At 71.5% G+C, this 18,812-nt stretch carries 18 protein-coding genes and 1 pseudogene; 6 read left to right on the plus strand and 13 right to left on the minus strand.

The window, feature by feature from the left end; translation table 11 throughout:
* The first annotated feature begins 32 nt into the window (after positions 1–32).
* Positions 33–1,964 carry an isochorismatase family protein gene (locus tag Dfulv_RS31610; protein WP_259857452.1) on the plus strand — a complete coding sequence of 644 codons (1,932 nt, stop codon included), beginning with the start codon at positions 33–35 and terminating at the stop codon, positions 1,962–1,964.
* A 684-nt stretch (positions 1,965–2,648) separates the two neighbouring features.
* Positions 2,649–3,983, plus strand: a complete 1,335-nt coding sequence (nuoH, locus tag Dfulv_RS31615; RefSeq protein ID WP_259857453.1) for an NADH-quinone oxidoreductase subunit NuoH — start codon at positions 2,649–2,651, stop codon at positions 3,981–3,983.
* On the opposite strand, the pseudogene Dfulv_RS31620 reads toward nuoH, so the two are convergent.
* The 3 genes and pseudogenes from Dfulv_RS31620 to Dfulv_RS31630 form a co-directional block, all read right to left on the minus strand.
* A pseudogene (locus tag Dfulv_RS31620) lies at positions 3,944–4,546 on the minus strand (TetR/AcrR family transcriptional regulator C-terminal domain-containing protein); the annotation flags it as partial. The gene nuoH and the pseudogene Dfulv_RS31620 overlap by 40 nt on opposite strands.
* Positions 4,543–5,901 carry an MFS transporter gene (locus tag Dfulv_RS31625; protein WP_259857454.1) on the minus strand — a complete coding sequence of 453 codons (1,359 nt, stop codon included), beginning with the start codon at positions 5,899–5,901 and terminating at the stop codon, positions 4,543–4,545. The pseudogene Dfulv_RS31620 and the gene Dfulv_RS31625, both read right to left, overlap by 4 nt.
* Positions 5,898–6,470, minus strand: a complete 573-nt coding sequence (locus tag Dfulv_RS31630) for an ArsR/SmtB family transcription factor (protein ID WP_259857455.1) — start codon at positions 6,468–6,470, stop codon at positions 5,898–5,900. The genes Dfulv_RS31625 and Dfulv_RS31630 overlap by 4 nt, the downstream gene beginning before the upstream one ends.
* Positions 6,471–6,620: 150 nt before the next feature.
* Here Dfulv_RS31630 and Dfulv_RS31635 point away from each other — a divergent pair, with 150 nt between their 5' ends.
* The 3 genes from Dfulv_RS31635 (at position 6,621) to Dfulv_RS31645 (ending at position 8,694) form a co-directional block, all read left to right on the plus strand.
* Positions 6,621–6,752 (plus strand): hypothetical protein, encoded by a 132-nt coding sequence (locus Dfulv_RS31635; protein ID WP_259857456.1) that lies wholly within the window; start codon positions 6,621–6,623, stop codon positions 6,750–6,752.
* A 161-nt stretch (positions 6,753–6,913) separates the two neighbouring features.
* Positions 6,914–7,672 carry an SDR family NAD(P)-dependent oxidoreductase gene (locus tag Dfulv_RS31640; protein WP_259857457.1) on the plus strand — a complete coding sequence of 253 codons (759 nt, stop codon included), beginning with the start codon at positions 6,914–6,916 and terminating at the stop codon, positions 7,670–7,672.
* 113 nt (positions 7,673–7,785) lie between these two features.
* A complete protein-coding gene (locus Dfulv_RS31645; RefSeq protein ID WP_259857458.1) occupies positions 7,786–8,694 on the plus strand; it encodes an NADP-dependent oxidoreductase in 909 nt (302 codons plus the stop codon).
* Between the two features lie 31 nt (positions 8,695–8,725).
* On the opposite strand, the gene Dfulv_RS31650 is transcribed toward Dfulv_RS31645, so the two are convergent.
* On the minus strand, positions 8,726–9,025 hold the full coding sequence (locus Dfulv_RS31650; protein WP_259857459.1) for a DoxX family protein: 300 nt from the start codon (positions 9,023–9,025) through the stop codon (positions 8,726–8,728).
* 62 nt (positions 9,026–9,087) lie between these two features.
* On the minus strand, positions 9,088–9,393 hold the full coding sequence (locus Dfulv_RS31655) for a hypothetical protein (protein WP_259857460.1): 306 nt from the start codon (positions 9,391–9,393) through the stop codon (positions 9,088–9,090).
* A 106-nt stretch (positions 9,394–9,499) separates the two neighbouring features.
* Here Dfulv_RS31655 and Dfulv_RS31660 point away from each other — a divergent pair, with 106 nt between their 5' ends.
* Positions 9,500–10,384 carry a LysR family transcriptional regulator gene (locus Dfulv_RS31660; protein ID WP_259857461.1) on the plus strand — a complete coding sequence of 295 codons (885 nt, stop codon included), beginning with the start codon at positions 9,500–9,502 and terminating at the stop codon, positions 10,382–10,384.
* A 41-nt stretch (positions 10,385–10,425) separates the two neighbouring features.
* Here Dfulv_RS31660 and Dfulv_RS31665 read toward each other — a convergent pair whose 3' ends face one another.
* From Dfulv_RS31665 to Dfulv_RS31700, 8 genes are all read right to left on the minus strand, one after another.
* Positions 10,426–12,375: a WD40 repeat domain-containing protein gene (locus Dfulv_RS31665; RefSeq protein WP_259857462.1), complete on the minus strand. Its 1,950-nt coding sequence runs from the start codon at positions 12,373–12,375 to the stop codon at positions 10,426–10,428.
* 61 nt (positions 12,376–12,436) lie between these two features.
* Entirely contained in the window at positions 12,437–13,252 is an 816-nt protein-coding gene (locus Dfulv_RS31670; protein WP_259868476.1) for a class I SAM-dependent methyltransferase, read from the minus strand.
* Positions 13,249–13,971: an ABC transporter permease gene (locus Dfulv_RS31675; protein WP_259857463.1), complete on the minus strand. Its 723-nt coding sequence runs from the start codon at positions 13,969–13,971 to the stop codon at positions 13,249–13,251. Before Dfulv_RS31675 ends, Dfulv_RS31670 begins: the two co-directional genes overlap by 4 nt.
* Before the next feature lies 1 nt (position 13,972).
* Positions 13,973–14,932: an ABC transporter ATP-binding protein gene (locus Dfulv_RS31680; protein ID WP_259857464.1), complete on the minus strand. Its 960-nt coding sequence runs from the start codon at positions 14,930–14,932 to the stop codon at positions 13,973–13,975.
* 15 nt (positions 14,933–14,947) lie between these two features.
* Positions 14,948–15,709 (minus strand): CPBP family glutamic-type intramembrane protease, encoded by a 762-nt coding sequence (locus tag Dfulv_RS31685; RefSeq protein WP_259857465.1) that lies wholly within the window; start codon positions 15,707–15,709, stop codon positions 14,948–14,950.
* Positions 15,706–16,392, minus strand: a complete 687-nt coding sequence (locus Dfulv_RS31690) for a CPBP family intramembrane glutamic endopeptidase (protein WP_259857466.1) — start codon at positions 16,390–16,392, stop codon at positions 15,706–15,708. Before Dfulv_RS31690 ends, Dfulv_RS31685 begins: the two co-directional genes overlap by 4 nt.
* A complete protein-coding gene (locus Dfulv_RS31695; protein ID WP_259857467.1) occupies positions 16,367–17,722 on the minus strand; it encodes a YcaO-like family protein in 1,356 nt (451 codons plus the stop codon). Before Dfulv_RS31695 ends, Dfulv_RS31690 begins: the two co-directional genes overlap by 26 nt.
* Positions 17,719–18,810: a TOMM precursor leader peptide-binding protein gene (locus Dfulv_RS31700; RefSeq protein ID WP_259857468.1), complete on the minus strand. Its 1,092-nt coding sequence runs from the start codon at positions 18,808–18,810 to the stop codon at positions 17,719–17,721. The genes Dfulv_RS31695 and Dfulv_RS31700 overlap by 4 nt, the downstream gene beginning before the upstream one ends.
* Between the last annotated feature and the right edge of the window lie 2 nt (positions 18,811–18,812).

The raw sequence follows: 18,812 nt of genomic DNA on the forward strand, positions 1-18,812 counted from the left end.
GGCTGATCGCGCCCATGGTCCTCGGCGCGGTGATGAACCCCATCAACACCTCGATCATCGCGGTCGCGCTCGTCCCGATCGGACGGGCGCTCGACGCCCCGGCATCGCAGACCGCCTGGCTGGTCTCCGCCCTCTACCTGGCGACCGCGATCGGCCAACCCGTCGCGGGCCGGCTGGTCGATATGCACGGACCTCGACGGCTGTTCCTCGTCAGCACCGTGCTCGTCGGCGTCGCCGGTGTCGTGGGGGCGCTGGCCTCCGACCTCCCCGTCCTCGTCGTGGCGCGGGTGCTGCTCGGACTCGGCACCTGCGCCGGCTATCCCGCCGCGATGTACCTGATCCTCGCCGAGGCCCGCCGAACCGGCGAAGACAGCCCCAGCGGCGTGCTCACGGTGCTGGCGGTGTCGAGCCAGACCATCGCGGTCGTCGGACCGACCCTGGGCGGCCTGTTGATCGATCTCGGCGGCTGGCGGACGACCTTCGCCGTCAACGTCCCGCTGGCGCTCGCCGCGTTCACGGTCGGTTGGCGGCGGATGCCGAGGCAGGCACGGCCGGCCGTTCGCGGACCCGTGACCCTCGACCTGCCGGGCATCGCGGCATTCTCCGTGACGCTCGCCGCGCTCCTGCTGTTCCTGATGCGGCCCGCGGTCGCGGACCTCTGGCTGCTCGCGGTCGCCGCGATCGCCGGCACCGGCTTCACGGTTCGCGAGCTGCGCACAGCAGCCCCCTTCGTCGACCTCCGCGTGCTGGGCGGCAACCTCGCACTGGTCGCGACGTACGCGCGCCAGTTGCTCGCCGGGCTCACCATGTATGCCGTCCTCTACGGCGTCTCGCAGTGGCTCCAGGACGGCCGCGGACTGTCGCCCTCCCAGGCCGGTCTTCTGCTGTTCCCACTGAGCGGCTCGGCCCTGCTGGCCTCCGCGGTGACCGGCCGGCTCCCCTGGATCAAGGCCAAGCTGGTCGTCGGCGCGGCGCTGCAGGTGGCCGGCTGCGCGCTGCTCCTCGCCGTCGGCGGCGGCACCCCGGTGTGGTGCCTGGTCCTGCTGATGGTGTGCTTCGGGCTCCCGACGGGACTGCTCACCCTGGGCAACCAGAACGCCGTCTACCACCAGGCCGACGCGGCAAGGATCGCCTCGTCCGCCGGACTGCTGCGCACCTTCATGTACCTCGGTGCCATCGGCGCCTCCGCAGCCACCGGCGCCTTCTTCGGACCCCGCGCCGACACCGCCGGGATGCACGCGCTCGCCTGGGTCCTGCTCGCCTGCGCCGCCGCGCTGCTCGTCCTCACCGTGCTGGACCGCGGACTCCGTCGCGTCGGGGCACGACCCGGGACTCGATCAGCCCGGCAGGATCCTCGCAAGGGAGCACACATGACCCTGACCCTCGACCCGGCCCGCACCGCGCTGCTGGTCATGGACTACCAACCCGTCCTCGCCGCCCGGATCCCGGACGCCGTCGCCCAGCTGGACCGCGTCCGGACCGCACTCGACGTGGTTCGCCGCCACGGCGGCCACGTCGGCTACGTCCGGGTCGGATTCACCGACGAAGACTACGAACGGGTGCCGGAACACAGCCGTTTCGCGGCGAGAGCGCGGCAGCTGGGGCCCGCCCTCCACGCCGACGCCCCCGGGACCCAGGTGCACAGCGAACTCGCGCCGCTGCCGGGTGACGTCCTGGTCCGCAAGTCCCGCGTCGGCGCGTTCTCAACCACCGACCTGCACCAGCAGCTGCAGGAGCGCGGCGTCGACACGCTCGTGCTGGCCGGCTTCAGCACCAGCGGGGTGGTGCTCTCGACGGTGCGGGACGCCGCCGACCGCGACTACCGGGTGGTGGTGCTCGCCGACGGCTGCGCCGATCCCGACCCGGAGGTGCACACCTTCCTCATCGACCGGATCTTCCCCGCCCAGGCCGCCGTCACCAAGGTCGCCGACCTGGAACCGGCGCTCACGGCGGGCAGGGGCTGACCACCTTCCCGGGTCGCACTCCGGTGCCGGTCGGTCGCATCGACGCGGCCGGTTTGTGATGGCTTCAGCCGGATGGGCGGTCGCCGATCCAGCGGGCGGCGAGCAGTCCGGACCCGGCGGTCAGGACAGCGGCCGCCCGCGGCCGCCGCCCGGGCCTGACCGCCGGCTTCCTCACCGGCGCCATCGGCAGCGTCGGCGTCGTCACCGCCGCCGTCACCGACACCCCGGCCCTGCTGTTCGTCGCCCTGTTCGTCTACGGCGCCGGCACCGCCACCAACCTCCAGGCCCGCTACGCCGGCGCCGACCTCGCCGACCCCGCGCACCGCGCCCGCGCCATCGCCCTCATCCTGCTCGGCATCGGCTGGAACCTCGGCCTCGTCTCCGGCACCACCCTCATCACCGACGCCGTCCCGCTGGCCACCCGCGCCAAGACCCAGGGCGCCGTCGACGTCGCGATCGCCGTCGCCGGCACCACCGGCGGCATGGGCTCCGGACTGCTCGTCGCCGCCACCAGCTATCCCGCCCTCGCCCTCGTCGGCGGCATCCTCGCCCTGCTCATCCTCCCCGCCGTCGCCACCGCCCGCCGGGCATGACCAGCACCCCGCACCAGCCCTGACCTCACATGTGTCCACGGCCGCCGCCCGCATCTCGTACATCGTATCGCTTAGCGATACAGTGTACGACATGCAGCAGCAGTCCAGCGGTGTCGACATGGCGGATCCTTGGTGGCTGGTGCTCGCCAAGATCGCCGTGGTGTTCGTGTTCCTCAACCTGATGACGATCTTCGTCATCGTGTTCGAGCGGAAGCTCGTCGCGCGGATGCAGGTCCGCCCGGGACCGAACCGCGCCGGGCCCGGAGGCTGGCTGCAGTCGCTCGCCGACGGCCTCAAGCTCATCTTCAAGGAGGACATCCGGCCCGCCGCCGCGGACCGGATCGTCTACGTCGCGGCGCCGGTGATCTCCGTCGTCTGCGCGTTCACCGCCTTCTCGATCATCCCGTTCGGCCCTGTGGTCGGCGTGTTCGGCGAGCGGACCGCGTTGCAACTGGCCGACCCGCCCATCGGTGTGCTGGTGGCACTGGCGTGCACGTCGGTCGGTGTCTACGGCGTGGTCCTCGCGGGCTGGGCGTCCGGCTCGTCATATCCGTTGTTCGGCGCGCTGCGCTCGGCCGCGCAGATGATCTCCTACGAGGTCGTCCTCGGCCTGTCGATCGTCGGCGTGCTGCTGGCGAGCGGCTCGTTGCGCACGTCGGAGATCGTGGCCGCACAGGCTCACGACGGCTGGTTCGCGCTCGTGCTGCTCCCGAGCTTTCTGACGTACTTCATCGCGAGTGTCGGAGAGACCAACCGTGCCCCGTTCGATCTCGCGGAAGCGGAGTCCGAGCTCGTCGGCGGCTTCCACACGGAATACTCCTCGGTCAAGTTCATGCTGCTGTTCCTCGCCGAGTACATCAACGTGATCACCGTCTGCGCCCTGGCCACCACCCTGTTCCTCGGCGGCTGGCGCGCACCGTGGCCCTTGTCAGCGGTCGGCGACGGCGCGCTCAACCAGGGCTACTGGCCACTGCTGTGGTTCGTCGCCAAGGTCCTGGTGCTCGTGGCCGTGTTCGTCTGGCTTCGCGGCACGCTGCCCCGGTTGCGCTACGACCAGTACATGCGGTTCAGCTGGAAGGTGCTGCTCCCGGGCAGCCTCGTCTGGATCCTGCTCGTGGCCGGCATCCGGGTCAGTGGTGCCGGCCCGGCCGTGCGCTGGACCGTGCTGGGCGCCGCCGCGGCGGTGCTGATCGCCGCCCTGGTCGTGGCGGGGCGGCGCAGCGCCCGGCGCCGCGTCGTGCTGCCGCCGCCGTCCGGCGGGTTCCCACTGCCGCCGCTGGACCTCGTCGTGCCGCCGCACGGAGCTCAGCGGCGCGCGGCCAGCGCTACCTCGATGCCGTCGAGCAGCCACTCCAGGCCGGTCATGAACGTGTCGTCGGAGTCCTCCCCCACCGGTTCCTTGAGCAACGGTGCCAGCACCGGGTAGGAGCCGGTGTCGGCAAGACTCGACAGGTAGGGCCGCATCGCCTCGCTCCAGTCCGCGGAGCCGCCCGCGTCGTAGGTGAGCTGCCGGGTCACGTGCCCCATCGTGTAGTCGTCGACGGCGTTGACGATCCGCACCGCTTGCGCCGGATCGGTGGTCAGCGAGTGGAGCGCGACGACGGATCGCTCCAGTTGCAGCACGCTGTTCGGGCCGATCCGCGGCCGCCGCGCGTACAACGTCACCGCCCACGGATGGGCGAGGCAGAGCCGGCGCTTGCGGGTGGCGATGACGATGAGCGCGTCGCGCCAGCCCGGCGGCAGCGGGTCGCCCGCCACGACCGCGCCGGCGAGCTCGTCGAACATCAGGTCGAGCAGGTCGTCCTTCCGCTCGATGTGGCTGTAGAGCGTCATCGGCCGGGCGCCGAGCTCCGCCGCCACCCGCCGGATCGACACCGCGTCGAGCCCTTCGGCGTCAGCGATGCGCAAACCCGCCGCCACGACGTCCGCCCGGGTGAGCCTGGGCCTTCGCGCCGGCTCCGGACGCGACCAGACCGGTGTGCTGCTCATGGTGCCACTGTCTCACCCGGCACGTCGGCGGGCGGCGCCGCCTCACTGCGTGGACCGCCCGGCGGCACCCGGGACGCCGGCCGGTCCGGCAGGTCCCGGTGCTGATGGAGTGGCCCGACGAGCAGGACCAGTCCCGTGAGGGCCAGTCCGCTCGTGAGGATCCACATCGCCGGCCGCACGCCGAGCGCGGTGCCGAGCGCCCCGCCGAGCAGAGCGCCGAGAGGGATGGTGCCGTAGTTGACGAGTTGCATGCTCACGGTGACCCGGCCGAGCAGGCCGTGCGGTGTGTACGTCTGCCGGAAGCCGCCCTTGAGCACGTTGCCCACCGCGACCCCGGCGCCGATGACGAACCCGCCGATGACCGTCAGCGCCAGCCCGGCGCGCGGCGTGGTGAGCGGGATCAGCAGCCCGAACGGCGCCGCGCCGAGTTCGGCGGCGACCAGGCTGCGGGCCGACCCGAAGCGACGGGCCAGAGCGGTGGCCGAGGAGGCGCCGAGCACCGCGCCGAGGCCGGTCGCGGCGGTCAGGCCCCCGGCCGCGCCCGGGCTCACCCCGACCTCGCGGACCAGGAAGACGACCAGGATCGCTTGGTGCCCGATCAGTCCGATGTTGCTGATCGCGCCGAACACCGTGAGCACCCGCAGGTAGGGGTCCCGGGCCACGAACCGGATGCCTTCGCCGATGTCCTGGCGCAGGGTGCTGTCATGCCGCGCGCGCTTCGGGCGGGTTTCGCGGGACCTGATCGACAGCAGGCACAACGCCGAGGCGAGGAAACTCGCCACGTCGACGAGAAGCGCATTGGCCGCACCGGCGAGCTGGGTGATCAGACCGGCCACACCTGGACCGCCGACCTGGGCGGCGGCCTCAGTGGCCTGCACCTTGGCGTTGCCCTCGGCCACCTCGTCGCGATGCAGCAGCGACGGCAGATAGACCTGGTAGGCCGTCTGGAAGAAGACGCTTGCGGTTCCCGCGCCGAGCGCGACGGCCAGCAGGTGACCGTAGGTCAGCCGGCCCAGCCAGGCGGCGACCGGAACGCTGAGGAACAGCAGCAGGGCGGCCAGATCACAGGCGAGCATCACCGGCCGACGCGGCAGGCGGTCCACCCAGGCGCCGACCGGCAGGCCGACGAGCAGCCAGGGCAGCCACGCCGCCGCGGACAGCAGCGCCACCCGGAAGGTGCTCGCGTCGAGCGTGGCGACCGCGACGAGCGGCAGGGCGACGCTGGTCACGCTGCTGCCCAGTTTGCTGGTGGTCTGGCCGATCCAGAGCAGCCGGAAGTCCCGATGCCAGAACAGACCGCCCGGCCGCCGCCGGGTGCCGGGCGCGTGCGGCGGCGCGAGGCCGGCAGCCGTCACGGCTGTGCCGGCACACCGTGGACAAACAGGAACACCGGCTCTCGGGTCTGCCCGTCGTCGGGCACACCCCGGCGGGACCACCGCTCCAGCACACCCAGAATCTCCCGCTCCACCTCACCGAGCTCAGCCGGCGTCAGGTGCAGCCACTTGTCGGCGGAGAACGCCGCGCCGTTCCATGCCGGACGTTCCTCCCTGGTCGCATACCAGGCTCGGGCCAGGCTGACGTGCCGGTCGAGGTTGAGCGAGACCGCCGCGTCGGCCACCGCCTGCCGGGCCGGGTCGTCGTCGAAGTCGCCGGCCGCCCAGCGCAAGCTCGACGAGGCCAACCGCCACCACCGCTCACGGCGGTCCTTGGCGAGTTCCCCCGCCTCCACGATCAGGTCGGCGGCAGCCAGCACCTTCAGGTGATGACTGATGTTGGCCACCGCCTGATCCGTCCGCTGAGCGAGGACGCTCGCGGTGGCCGGACCGTACACCTTGAGGACGTCCATCAGCCGGCGGCGCAGCGGGTGTGACATCGCGGCGAGCACCCGGGAGTCGGTCACCTGGCGGCCTTCAGCGTCGATCATGCCCTCCACCATGACATGCACAATGCCTCTTGTGCAATAACTCTTGCGCAAGAGTATCTGAGCTACCTAGGATCTGGTCGTGCCGCGGCCGGACTTCCCCATCACCACCGCCCGCCTGCTCCTGCGACCGTTCACCGCGGACGGCTGGGGATGCGCCGTGAGGCACACTTCATCGACAACACGATCGTCAAGGGCGCCTGGCGCGAGGAGTACGTCTACGCAGTGCTCCAGCACGAATGGCGGGCACTGATGGGCGGACCGGCGCAATCAGGCGGCACGTAGGCCCGGATCCCGGGCATCGGTTTGTCCACTGTGGACGTCGCACCGGCTCGCCTGCGCGGACCGTCCGGTCGGTCGTGTCGATCAGGGACCGCGCTGGGTTCGTCCTGGCCCCTGTGGGTAGTTCTCGGCGAGGCTGGTCACCCTGACGGGAGGTCGACGAGATGATGGGAACTGAGCAGGGCAAGGGCGCGGTGATCGTCACCGGTGCGAGCCGGGGTATCGGCGCCGCGATCGCCCGAAAGCTGGCCGAGGACGGGTACGGCGTGGTGGTCAACTACGCGGCGGACGCGGCGGGCGCCGAGTCGGTGGTCTCCGACATCCACGGGCACGGCGGCCGGGCCATCGCCGTGCGCGCGGACGTGGCGGTACCGGGCGACGTCGCGGACCTGTTCGACCGGACGCAACAAGAGATGGGGCCGTTGGCCGCACTGGTCAACAACGCCGGGACGACCGGCGGTCAGGCACGCATCGACGAGCAGGACGCCGACAAGCTGACCCGGCTGATGCGGGTCAACGTCGTGGGCCCCATGCTCTGCGCCAAGCACGCCGTGCAGGCGATGTCCACCGCGCACGGCGGCACCGGGGGCTCCATCGTCAACATCGCCTCGATCGCCGCCCAGGCGCCCCCCGGCATACCAGGATACGTGCCGTACGAGGCCACCAAGGGCGCCATGGTGACGTTCAGCCGTGGCCTGTCGAACGAGGTCGCCCCCGAAGGGATCCGGGTCAACAGCGTCTCGCCGGGCGTCATCGACACGGCGATGTCGGCGGAGACCCCGGGTGCGAAGCAGGCCGCCGCGACCACCCCGCTCGGTCGTGTGGGCCGACCCGACGAGATCGCCGACACCGTGTCGTGGCTGGTCTCGCCGGCGGCGTCGTACGTCACCGGCGCCGATGTCACCGTCTCCGGCGGCATCTGACCGGCGCGCGGACCGCCTGGCCCGTTCGGGTGAACGTCGTGCCGGCCCACCGCCGCACACTTGGAGGAGCACATCACCGCGGGCGAGTTCCAGCCGAGTGGAAGGAGTCGGGCATGAAGGCGGTGCGGTTCGACGAGTACGGCGGCGTCGACGTTCTCCAGGTGGCCGACGTACCGGTCCCTGAACCGAGCCGGGGGCAGGTGTTGGTCGAGGTGAAGGCCGCGTCGATCAACCCCGGTGAGGCGAAGATCCGGGACGGATCGTTGCAGGCGATCTGGCCGGCCACCTTCCCGTCGGGTGAGGGCACCGACCTGTCCGGGATCGTGACGAAGACCGGCCCGGGGGTCCGGGGAGTCGTTCCCGGTGACGAGGTCATCGGCTTCACCGACGAGCGTTCCAGCCACGCCGAGTATGCGGTCGTGCCGGCGCAGAATCTGACGGCGAAGCCTGCGAACGTGTCCTGGGAGGCCGGCGGGTCGTTGGGCGTCGCCGGGACCACCGCCTATGCCGCGGTGCGCGCGGTGTCGCCGAGGCCGGGCGAGACGGTTGCGGTGTCGGGCGCCGCAGGTGGCGTGGGCTCCATGGCCGTCCAGTTGGCCCGGCGGGCGGGGGCTGAGGTGATCGGCATCGCCGGTCCGGGCAACCGCGACTGGCTGGCCGCGCACGCGGTCACGCCCGTCGACTACGGTGCGGGCCTGGCCGACCGGCTGCGTGAGACAGCGGTCGACGCGTTCATCGACACCCACGGCGACGGTTACGTGCAGCTGGCGATCGAGCTGGGCGTGGCGCCGGAGCGTATCGATACGATCGTCGACTTCCCCGCCGCGCAGGAGTACGGGGTGAAGGCCGAGGGCACCGAGAGCGCGAGGAACGCGGCGGTCCTGGCCGAACTCGCCGCGCTGGCCGCCTCCGGCGACCTGGACGTGCCGATTGCCGGGGTGTTCCGGCTCGACGATGTCCGCGCGGCGTTCGAGCAGCTGGAGCAGGGCCACACCCAGGGCAAGATCGTCCTGCGGCCGTGACCGCTTTTCCTCAGGCCGCGCCGGGACGTGTTCATTGTGTGAGGAGGATGCCGAGGCAGGCCGCTGCGAGCGCCAGGAAGGCGCCGGGGATTGCGATGTTGCGGTACACACCGGCGCGGACATGCGCGGCAAGGGCTCCGATGAAGAACAGCACCAAACCGGTCGCAGCGGCGACGCCGATGAGGCTGGCGCCGAGCAACGCGAGCACAAGTCCGGCCGCTCCGGCCGCCTTGAGGGTTCCGAGCAGCGGCAGCCAGGACCGGGGGACACCGACTTCAGCCGCGTTGGCGAGGACGAATCGCGCGCCTGCCAAGTCGGCAACGGCGATCACCGCGTTGGCGATGATCGCTGTAACGGTGACGACGACGCCTACGGTGTGCACGCTGTCCCGTCTCAGCCGAAGGCGCGGTAGGCGCCGAGGACCGCCAGTGGTCGCGGTGTCGGTGCCGCGCCCACGGACCACTTGGCCACGGTCGCTTGGAGGTGCCGGGCCGCTGCGATGCCGGGAAGGGGATTTTCCACACCGTCGGCCAACTCGAGCAGGGCGATGAACTCCGAGGTGTCGGCCGCGTGCAGGTAGAGGTACCGGATGCCGTCCGGTTGCGCCTCCGCGACGGCGGCGAAGGCGTTCTCGACCGCCTCGACAACGTCGGCGATACCTTCGTCGGCGATCTGGTAGCGAATCATCAGCAACGCCATGGCGTCTCCTTCTCGGTGTTGGGCCTCGCGAGCGGTACCCGCGCTGCCTCAAGCCTGGCCGAACTGCCGGGCGTTGTTCCAATGCCGTTGTCGATAACCTGTCGGCATGGACGTCGACACGCGGTTGCTGCGGTACTTCGTGGCGGTCGCGGACGAAGGCAATCTCACCCGTGCCGCGCACCGGCTCTTTGTGACCCAACCCGCGCTCACCAAGCAGATCAAACACCTTGAGACATTGATGGGCGCCCAGTTGTTCGTGCGGTCCCGGGCCGGCATGGCCCTGACCGAACCGGGCCGGGCACTGGCGCTGCGGGCGCCGGCGTTGCTCGCGGCTCTGGACGATGCGGCGCGGGAGACCAGGACCGCAGCCAGTCAGGTCACCCGTGTGCTGAGGGTCGGGTTCCTCGCCAGCGCCGCGAACGAGGCGACCGCACGGATCGTCAAGGCATTCACCGATCGTCGACCTGGCTGGCGCGTCGGGATGCGTCAGGCCAATTGGTCGGACCCGTCCGCCGGGCTCGCCGACGGCGAGGTCGACGTGGCCCTGCTCCGGTTACCGTTTCCCGGGCAGGACCGGATGCGGGTCGAGGCGCTGGCCACCGAGCCCCGATGGGTCGCGCTTCCCAGCACCCACCCCCTTGCCGGCCGCGACCAGATCTCCTTCCGGGAACTCTGGGACGAACCGTTCGTCGCCGCACGATCCGAGACCGGCTCGTGGCGTGACTACTGGTTGGCCATCGACGCACGCGACGGCCATCAGGTCCGGATCGGCGCAGTCACCGACCAGCCCGACGAATGGCTCAACGCGATCGCGAACGGATACGGCATCGCGCTGGCGCCCGCCTCCGCCGCCCGCTTCTACGCACGCCCCGGCGTGGCCTACCGCCCGGTCACCGGCGTCAGCCCTACGCGGATCGGCGTCGCATGGACGCCGTCCGCCGACGCCGATCCGGTCGTCCACGACTTCGTCCGTTGCTGCCTGAACAGCTGAAACAGCCCAGTGCTCGTCATCATCTGTGTTCGACACCGCGGCTACGGCAGCCGGCCGTCCGCACGCAGGTGGGGGCCGGCCACCTCGTGGAGCGCGCCGGTGTCGGTGCTGACGAGCAGTGTCTCGCCGTCCGGGAACCACCACACCCCGTTGATCAACGGTGGGGCCGGCAGTTCGTGCACCACCTTGCCCGCGTCGAGGTCCCACAGGCGGATCGCGTCGGGGTGGGGGGTCACGAACATGCCGGCCGCGGACAGGTCACCGCGTCCGGTGAACTCCTCCGTCTCGATGCGGTCGTGCCGGACGGTGCCGTCGGTCAGGTCGGTCACGGCGAGCCAGCCCCGGCACGACGGGTCCCGATCGTTCGGGTACGAACGCGCCTCCACGAGCAGGGACCGGTCCGGGTACAGGTGATGGATACGGGCGTAGTACCGACCGGTGTAGGCCTTCTGGGCGACGCGGCGGCGCGCGACGGTGTTGTACTCGACGGTGTAGCGGTCGCCGCGCAGCAGCAGCCGGTGCTCGTCGAGCGGGTCGGCGGCGTAGAGGGTCCAGTCCAGCGCTGAGCTGTCCACAGTGGACAACGTGGTGGCGTCGAGCAGGTGCAGACCACCGAGGCCCCGCCGCGGCGCCTCTGTTGCCACCAGCACCAGGCCGCTGCCGGGAAGGGGCCGGATCAGCGTCACGTCGCCTCTCGACTGAAGCCACCCGCTCTCGGCCGACAGGGCGGCGGTCCGCGCCGAACCGTCGAGCGACCACCGCTGGACGCTGCCGCCGTAGCTGGTGTAGAGCTCGTCGCCGGTGAGGTGGACCGCCCGGCTCGGTCGGCTCTGATCGGACCCGTCGATGACGGCGACCGGGTCGGCCTGACCGCGGGACCACACGAACACCCAGCGGTCGCGTGCGGCCGTGGCGAACCGCTCGCCGTCGAAGGAGACGTCGTGCACCGGGCTGTCGTGGCCGGCCGGGTGGTCGGGTGCGCCGCCCTGCTTCGCCAGCGGTTCGACGCGCGCGCCCGTGCCGACCGCCACGAGTTGCGGCGTGACACCGGCGATGCCCACCGAACGCCACACGGGCCAGGTCCGGCGGACCGTGCCGGACTCCGGGTCCCGCTCGCAGACCTCCCCGTACCGCGTGCAGATCAGCCGGTCTCCGGCGAGGCGCGACCAGTTGGTCGAGTCCGCGGACCACACCACCTGCCCTGCCACCGGGTCGACGGCGGCGATCACGCTGCGGCCGTGGACGAGGACGAGGCCGCCGGGTGTGAGGCCGACAACGGTGGCCTCGACGTTCTCGACGGTGTGGAGCAGTCGCGCCTTCGGCGCGGCCGCCGAGCGTCGGGTTCCGGGCGCCGGCGCGGGTGGCAGCGTCCAGGCGAGGACCTGGTTGCCGGCGCTCGCCACCACGAGATCACCGCGCACCGCGACCGAGCCCACCGCCTTGCGCGGGCCGGTCAGGACGTGCCGGACAGTGCCGGCTACGGCGTCGACGACCACCACCCGTCCGGTCCTGCCCTGCGCGGTACCCACGGCGACCAGGGCACCGTCGTCGCCGACCGCCATGTCGGTAGGCCGCGACGGCAGGTCGACGTGCCGGGCCTGCCAGGTGTCGGTGTCGAGCACCACGACCGTGGCGGGCTCGCCGCACCGGATCGCCACCCTGCCGCCACCGGCAACCAGGCAGCGCCAACCTCGGTCGTCGACCGGCACACCGACCGGCACGGTACGCACCGGTGCCAGATCACGGACGCGGTACACGCCGAGCGTCGACGGGTTGTCGGTGAGCGCGGCCACGACGAGGTCGCCGACCGGCACGAAACCGATGACCCGGTCCCCGCCCACGACCGCGCCTGTCTCGACGTCCATGGCCTGCAGGACGTCGGTGGGGCCCGACAACACACCGCAGAGCAGCAGCGTGCGACCGTCGGCGGCGAACGTCGACCGGGTCGAGCGGGTCAGGGAACGGAACGCGTCCGAGCCATAGGTCTGCACCGCGGCAACGCTAACAGCGGCGCGCCACACCGCCGGATGACCAGCGCCGCACGGTCCGGACCTACCCGGACACGGTCCTGCGGAAGCCTGCCCGGTCGAGGGCGACCACACCGTCGACGAGCGCACGGCTGGTGACGCCGGGAGCCGGGCCGTACCGGAGGCGCGACACCGGCAGGGCCCGATAGCCCACCACCTGCCAGCCAGGTTCCTCCAGGGGGGCCAGTGAATCCAGCCCGAAGAGCGACAGCCCGCCGGGGACGCGCCCGGCGATGGTCCGCATCTGCCGGGCGGAGCCCTCGCTGACGATATCGGCGAGCCAGTGGACGACGGCGGTCCGGCTCGTGAGCGTGGCGGCCAGCGCGGTGACCGCCCCGGTCGGCAGGTACACCAGCAGGCCCTCGGTGACCACGATGACGTCGCCGGATCGTCCCGCCTCGTCCACCACGGCGGTCACCGCGGTTTCGTCACGGACGTCGAGGCCGACCCGGCGTACCGGACAGGTGGGCTGCCGGCCGTGCAGGGCGCGGCTCTTGAGCTCGATGACGGCCGGGTCGTCGGCCTCGACCGTCTCCCGACAGCCGGGCAGCCGCATCCGGTACGGCCGCGTGCAGAAGCCGGCGCCGAGGTTCACCACCGCGGCCCCCGGCCACCGGTCCAGCGCCTCGGCGAGCATCCGGTCGATGAGGACGGTACGGCCGACAACCTCGTCAAGCCCGGCGTCGGCGAGCCTCGCGACCTGTGCGGCGGCCCCGCTGGGCGTGAACAGTTCGGCGAGCGGGTCCGACAGCCGCGGGCGGGGACGGCGGCTCTCCGCGGCCCGGCAGGCCGCCGCGGCGTATGCGGTGGCCTGTACGGCCCGGTCGACGAGGGGGTTCACTCCCAACGGAACAGCCTGGCGGCGCCGGCGGCGCAGATCACGATGGTGCCGCCCAGCACCGTGAGGGCGACGCCGATCGAGTCGCCGCGGTCGAGCCAGGCCCATTGCAGTGACTCGATCGCGTAGGTCAGCGGTAGAGCGTCACTGATCTTCCGCATCCAGTCGGGCATCAGCTCGAGCGGGACGGTGGCCCCGGTGAGGAAGATCATCGGGAAGTAGACCAGGTTGGCGATGACCAGCGCCGTCTGCTCGCTGCGGGCGATCGAGGCGATGAGCAGGCCGATACCGAACATGGCGGCGCCGGACAGCAGCGCGATACCGGCGAACGCGAGTGGCCGGGCCGGTGCGTGCAGCCCGAACACGAATGCGCCGACGACGACGAGCAGCGCGACGCCCAGCACGCAGATGACGATGTTGACCAGCAGTTGTGCGGTGAGGAACACGGTGGGCCGGGCGGGGGTGGCGCGGAGCCGGCGCAGGAACCCGCGGGAGCGGTACTCAACCATGCCGAGCGGGAAGCTCATCAGCCCGGCGACGGCGAGGACGAGGCCGACATAGGCGGGCACCGACACGTCGACGGTGCCCAGGCCGTCCCAGAGGTCGGACGGTTCGTTGCCGTAGATGCCGCCGAAGATGCCGAGCACCATGACCGGGAACACGAGGCCGAAGAACAGCGGCGGGAAGTTGCGCAGCATCCGCTTCGACTCGAACGCCAGCACGCTAGGAAACATTCACGTTGTCCGCTTCGCTCGAGGCCGGCCCGGCGGCCTGTCCGGTCAGGTTCAGATAGGCGTCGTCGAGGGAGGGCGGCAGTTCCCGCGGGGTGCAGCCGTGGTCGGCCAGCACGCGGTTGACCTCCGCCCGCCGTGCCGGCTGCACGTCGAGGAGCAGCCGCTGCCCGGCCTGTTGCACCCGCACGCCGGTCCCCAGCGCGGTGAGGCTGTCGCGCAGCTCGCGATTGCCACCGGAGCCGTCGAGCACGAGCCGGGCCGTGTCGCCGGCGTGCTCGCGGATCAGGTCGCTGGGCGTGCCGGTGGCGACGATGCGGCCTTTGAGGAGCACGTTGACCCGGTCGCAGAGGTACTCGACCTCCTCCATGTGGTGCGAGGTGATCACGACGGTGAGGCCCTCGTCGTTGCGGCGGCGCAGCTCGTCCCACACCACGCGCCGGGCCGCGGGGTCCAGTCCGTTGGTGAGCTCGTCGAGGAAGACCACCTGCGGGTCGTTCAGCAACGCCAGGACCAGCGACAGACGCTGCTGCTGGCCGCCGGACAACTTGACGACCTGACTGCGCCGCTGCTCGGTCAGGCCGAACCGGTCGAGCAGTTCGCGGTGGTCTGCCGGGCCGGGGTAGAACGACGCGAAGAGCCGGCACATCTCCTCGACGGTGGCGCGGGGCGGATAAACGAGCTGCTGGAGCTGGACGCCGGCGATGCGGGTCATCCGGGTGCGGTCGGCGGCGGGGTCGAAGCCGCCGACGCGGATCGTGCCCGTCGCCGGCTTCCGCAGCCCTTCGACGCACTCCAGCAACGAGGTCTTGCCGGAGCCGTTGGGGCCGATCAGACCGACGACCTGGCCTTCGGCGGCGCTCAGGTCGACCTTGTCGACGGCGGTCAGATCACCGTAGCGGACGGTGACGTCGCGGGCGTCGACAAATGGTCCGGATACTTGTTGGCTCACCGTTGTCGGGCCTCCTCATCGGGGCACTGCAGCCGCGACGGGAACGGCCCGGCGCGCGCTGGTCTGGGTGTAGTACGCGGCGAACGAGGCGTGCACCGCGATCGCCGGAAGAACGCTGCCTTCGACGGCCACCAGCAACCCGCACACCACCGCGAGCACCACACTGGACAGTGCGAGCACGGTGGCCTGCAGGGCCGTCTCGGTGAGCAGTACCTGGCCGACGGTAAAGACCGCACCGCTGATCGCGATCGCTGCCCAGACCGGTGTACCGGTGGTCAGCAGGCCGCCGAGGAAGACGCCGCGGAAGAAGAACTCCTCGACGGCGGCGCTGGTCGCCGGAACGGCGTAGCGCCACAGCCGGGGCAGCGCCAGGATCTCGGTGATCCAGCGGACGCCGGTGACCGCGCCGGGCACGTCGATGCGGGGTCGCACGGTGTACAGGGTGGACATCGCGAACGCGGTCAGCGCACTGGCGCCGACGGCGGTGAGCAGCAGCAGGCCGACGCCGTGCGGGGTGACGTGCCAGACGATCAGGCCGGCCAGGCTGAGGTCGCCGGCGTAGAGGACGACAACCGATGCCAGGGCGCCACCGGCCAGGTAGATCAGGGTGCCCAGGATCGGGAACACGTATCTGCCGGGCAGCCCGGTCCGGCCCGCGACCGCCATGCGGACACGCTGGCGGGTACGGTTGCGCCGGAAGGGCAAGCGGTACAGGGCGAGCCAGACCGCGGTGGCGACGGTGGCGATGGCGGCGAATGCCGCCGCGTCGCGGGTCACGGCGCCTCCTTGCGCGGCAGCACGGTGAGCACGACGACGTTCTGCACCGCGTGCGCCACCAGCGGGACCAGCACGTTGTGGCCGCCGAGCAGGTAGAGCAGGCCGAAGCCGACGCCGGTGATGGTCTTCTGCGCGACGGTCACGGCGCCGAAGTACAGGTGGTTGAGGCCGTACACGATGGCGGTGACCACGAGTGCCGCCGCGGCCGGCCAGCCCAGGACCTGATCCAGCAGGTGCAGTCCCACGCCCCGGAACAGCACCTCCTCCGCGGCGGCGACACCGACCGAGGCGAGCACCACCCAGACCGACCCGCCCGCCACGAGACGGTGCAGCGCGATGCCGGCCAGCCGCCGGTGCCGGATCGCCAGCAGCGCCGCCCCGGCGGCCCACTCGAGCACCGGGGCGAGGCACCCGAACGCCACCGCGGCGGCGTACCAGCGCCAGTCGACGGGCGAGGAGAACTCCCATCGCATCGGCGCGAGCGTGGCGACCAGCGCCGCCGTCGCGATCAACGCTGCGGCGAACATCAACTGCCCGGTCACGGCGCGGTCGAGGCGGCGCGGCGCCCAGCCGGGTATACCGGTGCCGCTGAGGACGCCGGAGAGGGTCAGCCGGAACGCCTGCGCCGGGAACGCCGCGCAGAGCAGGACCAGCACGCTAAGGCAGAGGGTGCGGGTGGTCATTCGTCACTCCGCCGTGCGCGAGCATGCGCGGATGGGCTTTGGGCGGCATCCCCGGCAGGCACATGCTGAGCAGTTCGGGGATGAGGACGCGGACCACCTTCCAGTCGGTGTCGGCCAGTTCCGGCGGCGTGATGTCGAGATAGGTCGCCCAGCGGCTCACCCCGGCCACCATCGCGATCAGCGAGTCGAGCGTCGACGGCCCGGACAGCGGGGCGATCTCCGAGAGCTTCACGGACCCGCTGAACCGGTCGGCGACGATGGCGCGCTTGTGGTCCGCGTCCTGCGGGCCGGCGTAGAACAGCACGTTGGAGTCGAGGTCCAGGTACGGCGAGGAGTTCGTCGCCGCGTGCACCGCGGTCGTGTCGAAGATGGCGCTGTACATGCCCAGGCCGAGGATGGCCGCGCTTTCCATCGCCCCGCGCAGCAACGCGGACCTCGGGTCGGCGTCGCCCTGCACCCCGAAGCTGAGCATCGGCAGCGCGTCGGTCCTGCGGTCCATGTACACGCCGATGGTCGGCAGCGGCAGGTCGGGCCGGGTCAGCTGGATCGCCCTGACCCGGTAGTCGGAGTCCGGCCCGAGCCGCATCGTGGCCAGCACCCGCAGCGCGTCGTCGTCGTCGATGACCACCTGCGGGCACGGATTCGGGGTGTACCAGTTGAGGATGAACGAGTCGATCTGCACGGCCTCGATCAGCGCGTTGCGCAGCGCGTTCTCCAGGCTCACGTGCGCAGCCGTGCCGGTGGAGAAGGACGGGGTGAACAGCAGGTCGCCGTGCGTGGCGGAGGTGGTGAAGCCGAGGAAGAACAGCTGCGCCGGAACCCACAGGTCCTCCCCCGGCCGGGTCAGCGCCGGGCAGCGCACCCAGGCGATGACGTCGTCCTCGGTGGGCGGCCGGTCGGCGTACCGGTGGAGCCGCGAGCTGAGGATGCGCTGCTGTTCGGGGCTGAGGATGCCCAGGTACTCCAGCGGGAGGCAGTCGCCCTCACGCGACAGTTCACGACGCGAGGCGTACCGGAAATCCTGGTCGAACAGGCGGATGGCGACCATCGCGGCGTACCGCTCGACGCTCTCCCCCATCATCTTGATCATGGCCTCTTCCTGGTAGAGGCCGTACCCGCTCAGGTGGTACTGCACCTGCAGGTGCGGGTCGTTCATGATCAGACGGTGGTAGTGCGGCATGGTCGCGGTCATGGCCCGCATCCGAGGCTCGCCCGGGATGTCAGCGACGGCGACGAAGAACCCGGGCATGATGCCGGTCTGGTTCGCCCCCAGGCTCCGGTACCGCCGCAGCAGCCGCGTCATCGGCGGGTAGTGCGCGAGGCTACTCACCGCAGCACCCCGCCCACGATTCGGTCCACGGTCGCCCGGCTGTTGAAGTTGATCTCCCGTACGCGCTGGCGGGACACCTTGCCGCAGGCCGGGCAGGCGGGCATACGCAGCAGATCCTGCGTCTGGATCTCCAGCGTGGGCAGATGCATGCTGAGTGCCCGGCCCGACAGCCGCGACACCCCCACCGCCGCGTGCAGGTAGCCCTCGGTCAGCGCCATCGTGGTCAGGAGGCTCATCATCGGCGCGTCCGCGGCGCGCGGCGCCGCGGCGCCGACCGGCGAGCGGGCGAAGTCGTGATAGGACACGTGGTCCTCCAGCCGCGCCAACGCCCGCTGCTCGAAGCACTCGAAGCAGCCGGTGTGCGGCGACTTCATGCCCACCACGGACACGAACGGCCCGTCGATGAACGCACACACCCAGGGCACGTCGCGGCCCTCGAGCACCCGGTTGATGTTGCGTAGCAGCGGCAACGACGGTCGCTGCAGGCACGTCACCAGCGCCGCCGAACCGGTCAGCGCCGGCGCCAGGTCGGCCACGGCCTGCTCGGTGGCCAGCCCGTCGATACGCGAGGTGAGGTCGACGGTCGACAGACGGTCCGCCACCTCCGGGGCGAGCGGTGCCAGCCGCAGTCGCATCCCCGCCGCGAGGTGCTCGGCCTGCGCCGTCGCCGCAGCGGAATCCGACAGGAAGGCGACCTCACCGCTCGGCGGCTCACCGTCTCCGGGGTAGGGCGACATCATCCGGCCCAGCAGCGCCGCGGTCACCGCGTCCTGGCTGTCGCGGTCCCGGGCCGGCACAAAGAGTCCGGCCTGCGCCAGGTCCCCGAAGAGCCGCTCGATGTTGGCCGACTCGATCGGCAGCAGCCCCGGATCCAGATGGTCGGCGACACGTACCGGCCCGGTCGCCGCGGCGCGCAGCGCGGATCGGACGGTGGCCGCCACCGCCGGGGATTCGCGGCTGACGTCGATCACCGCTTCCTCGAAGTTCCACACCCCGGTGCGGATGCGGAACCGGCCGGCGCCGTCCTCGACCAGCCGCGCCGTGCTCGCCAGCAGGTAGCCGTCCACCATGTGCTCGTCTGCGCTCACTG

This window comes from Dactylosporangium fulvum, from assembly GCF_025137375.1.
Lineage (GTDB): Bacteria > Actinomycetota > Actinomycetes > Mycobacteriales > Micromonosporaceae > Dactylosporangium > Dactylosporangium fulvum.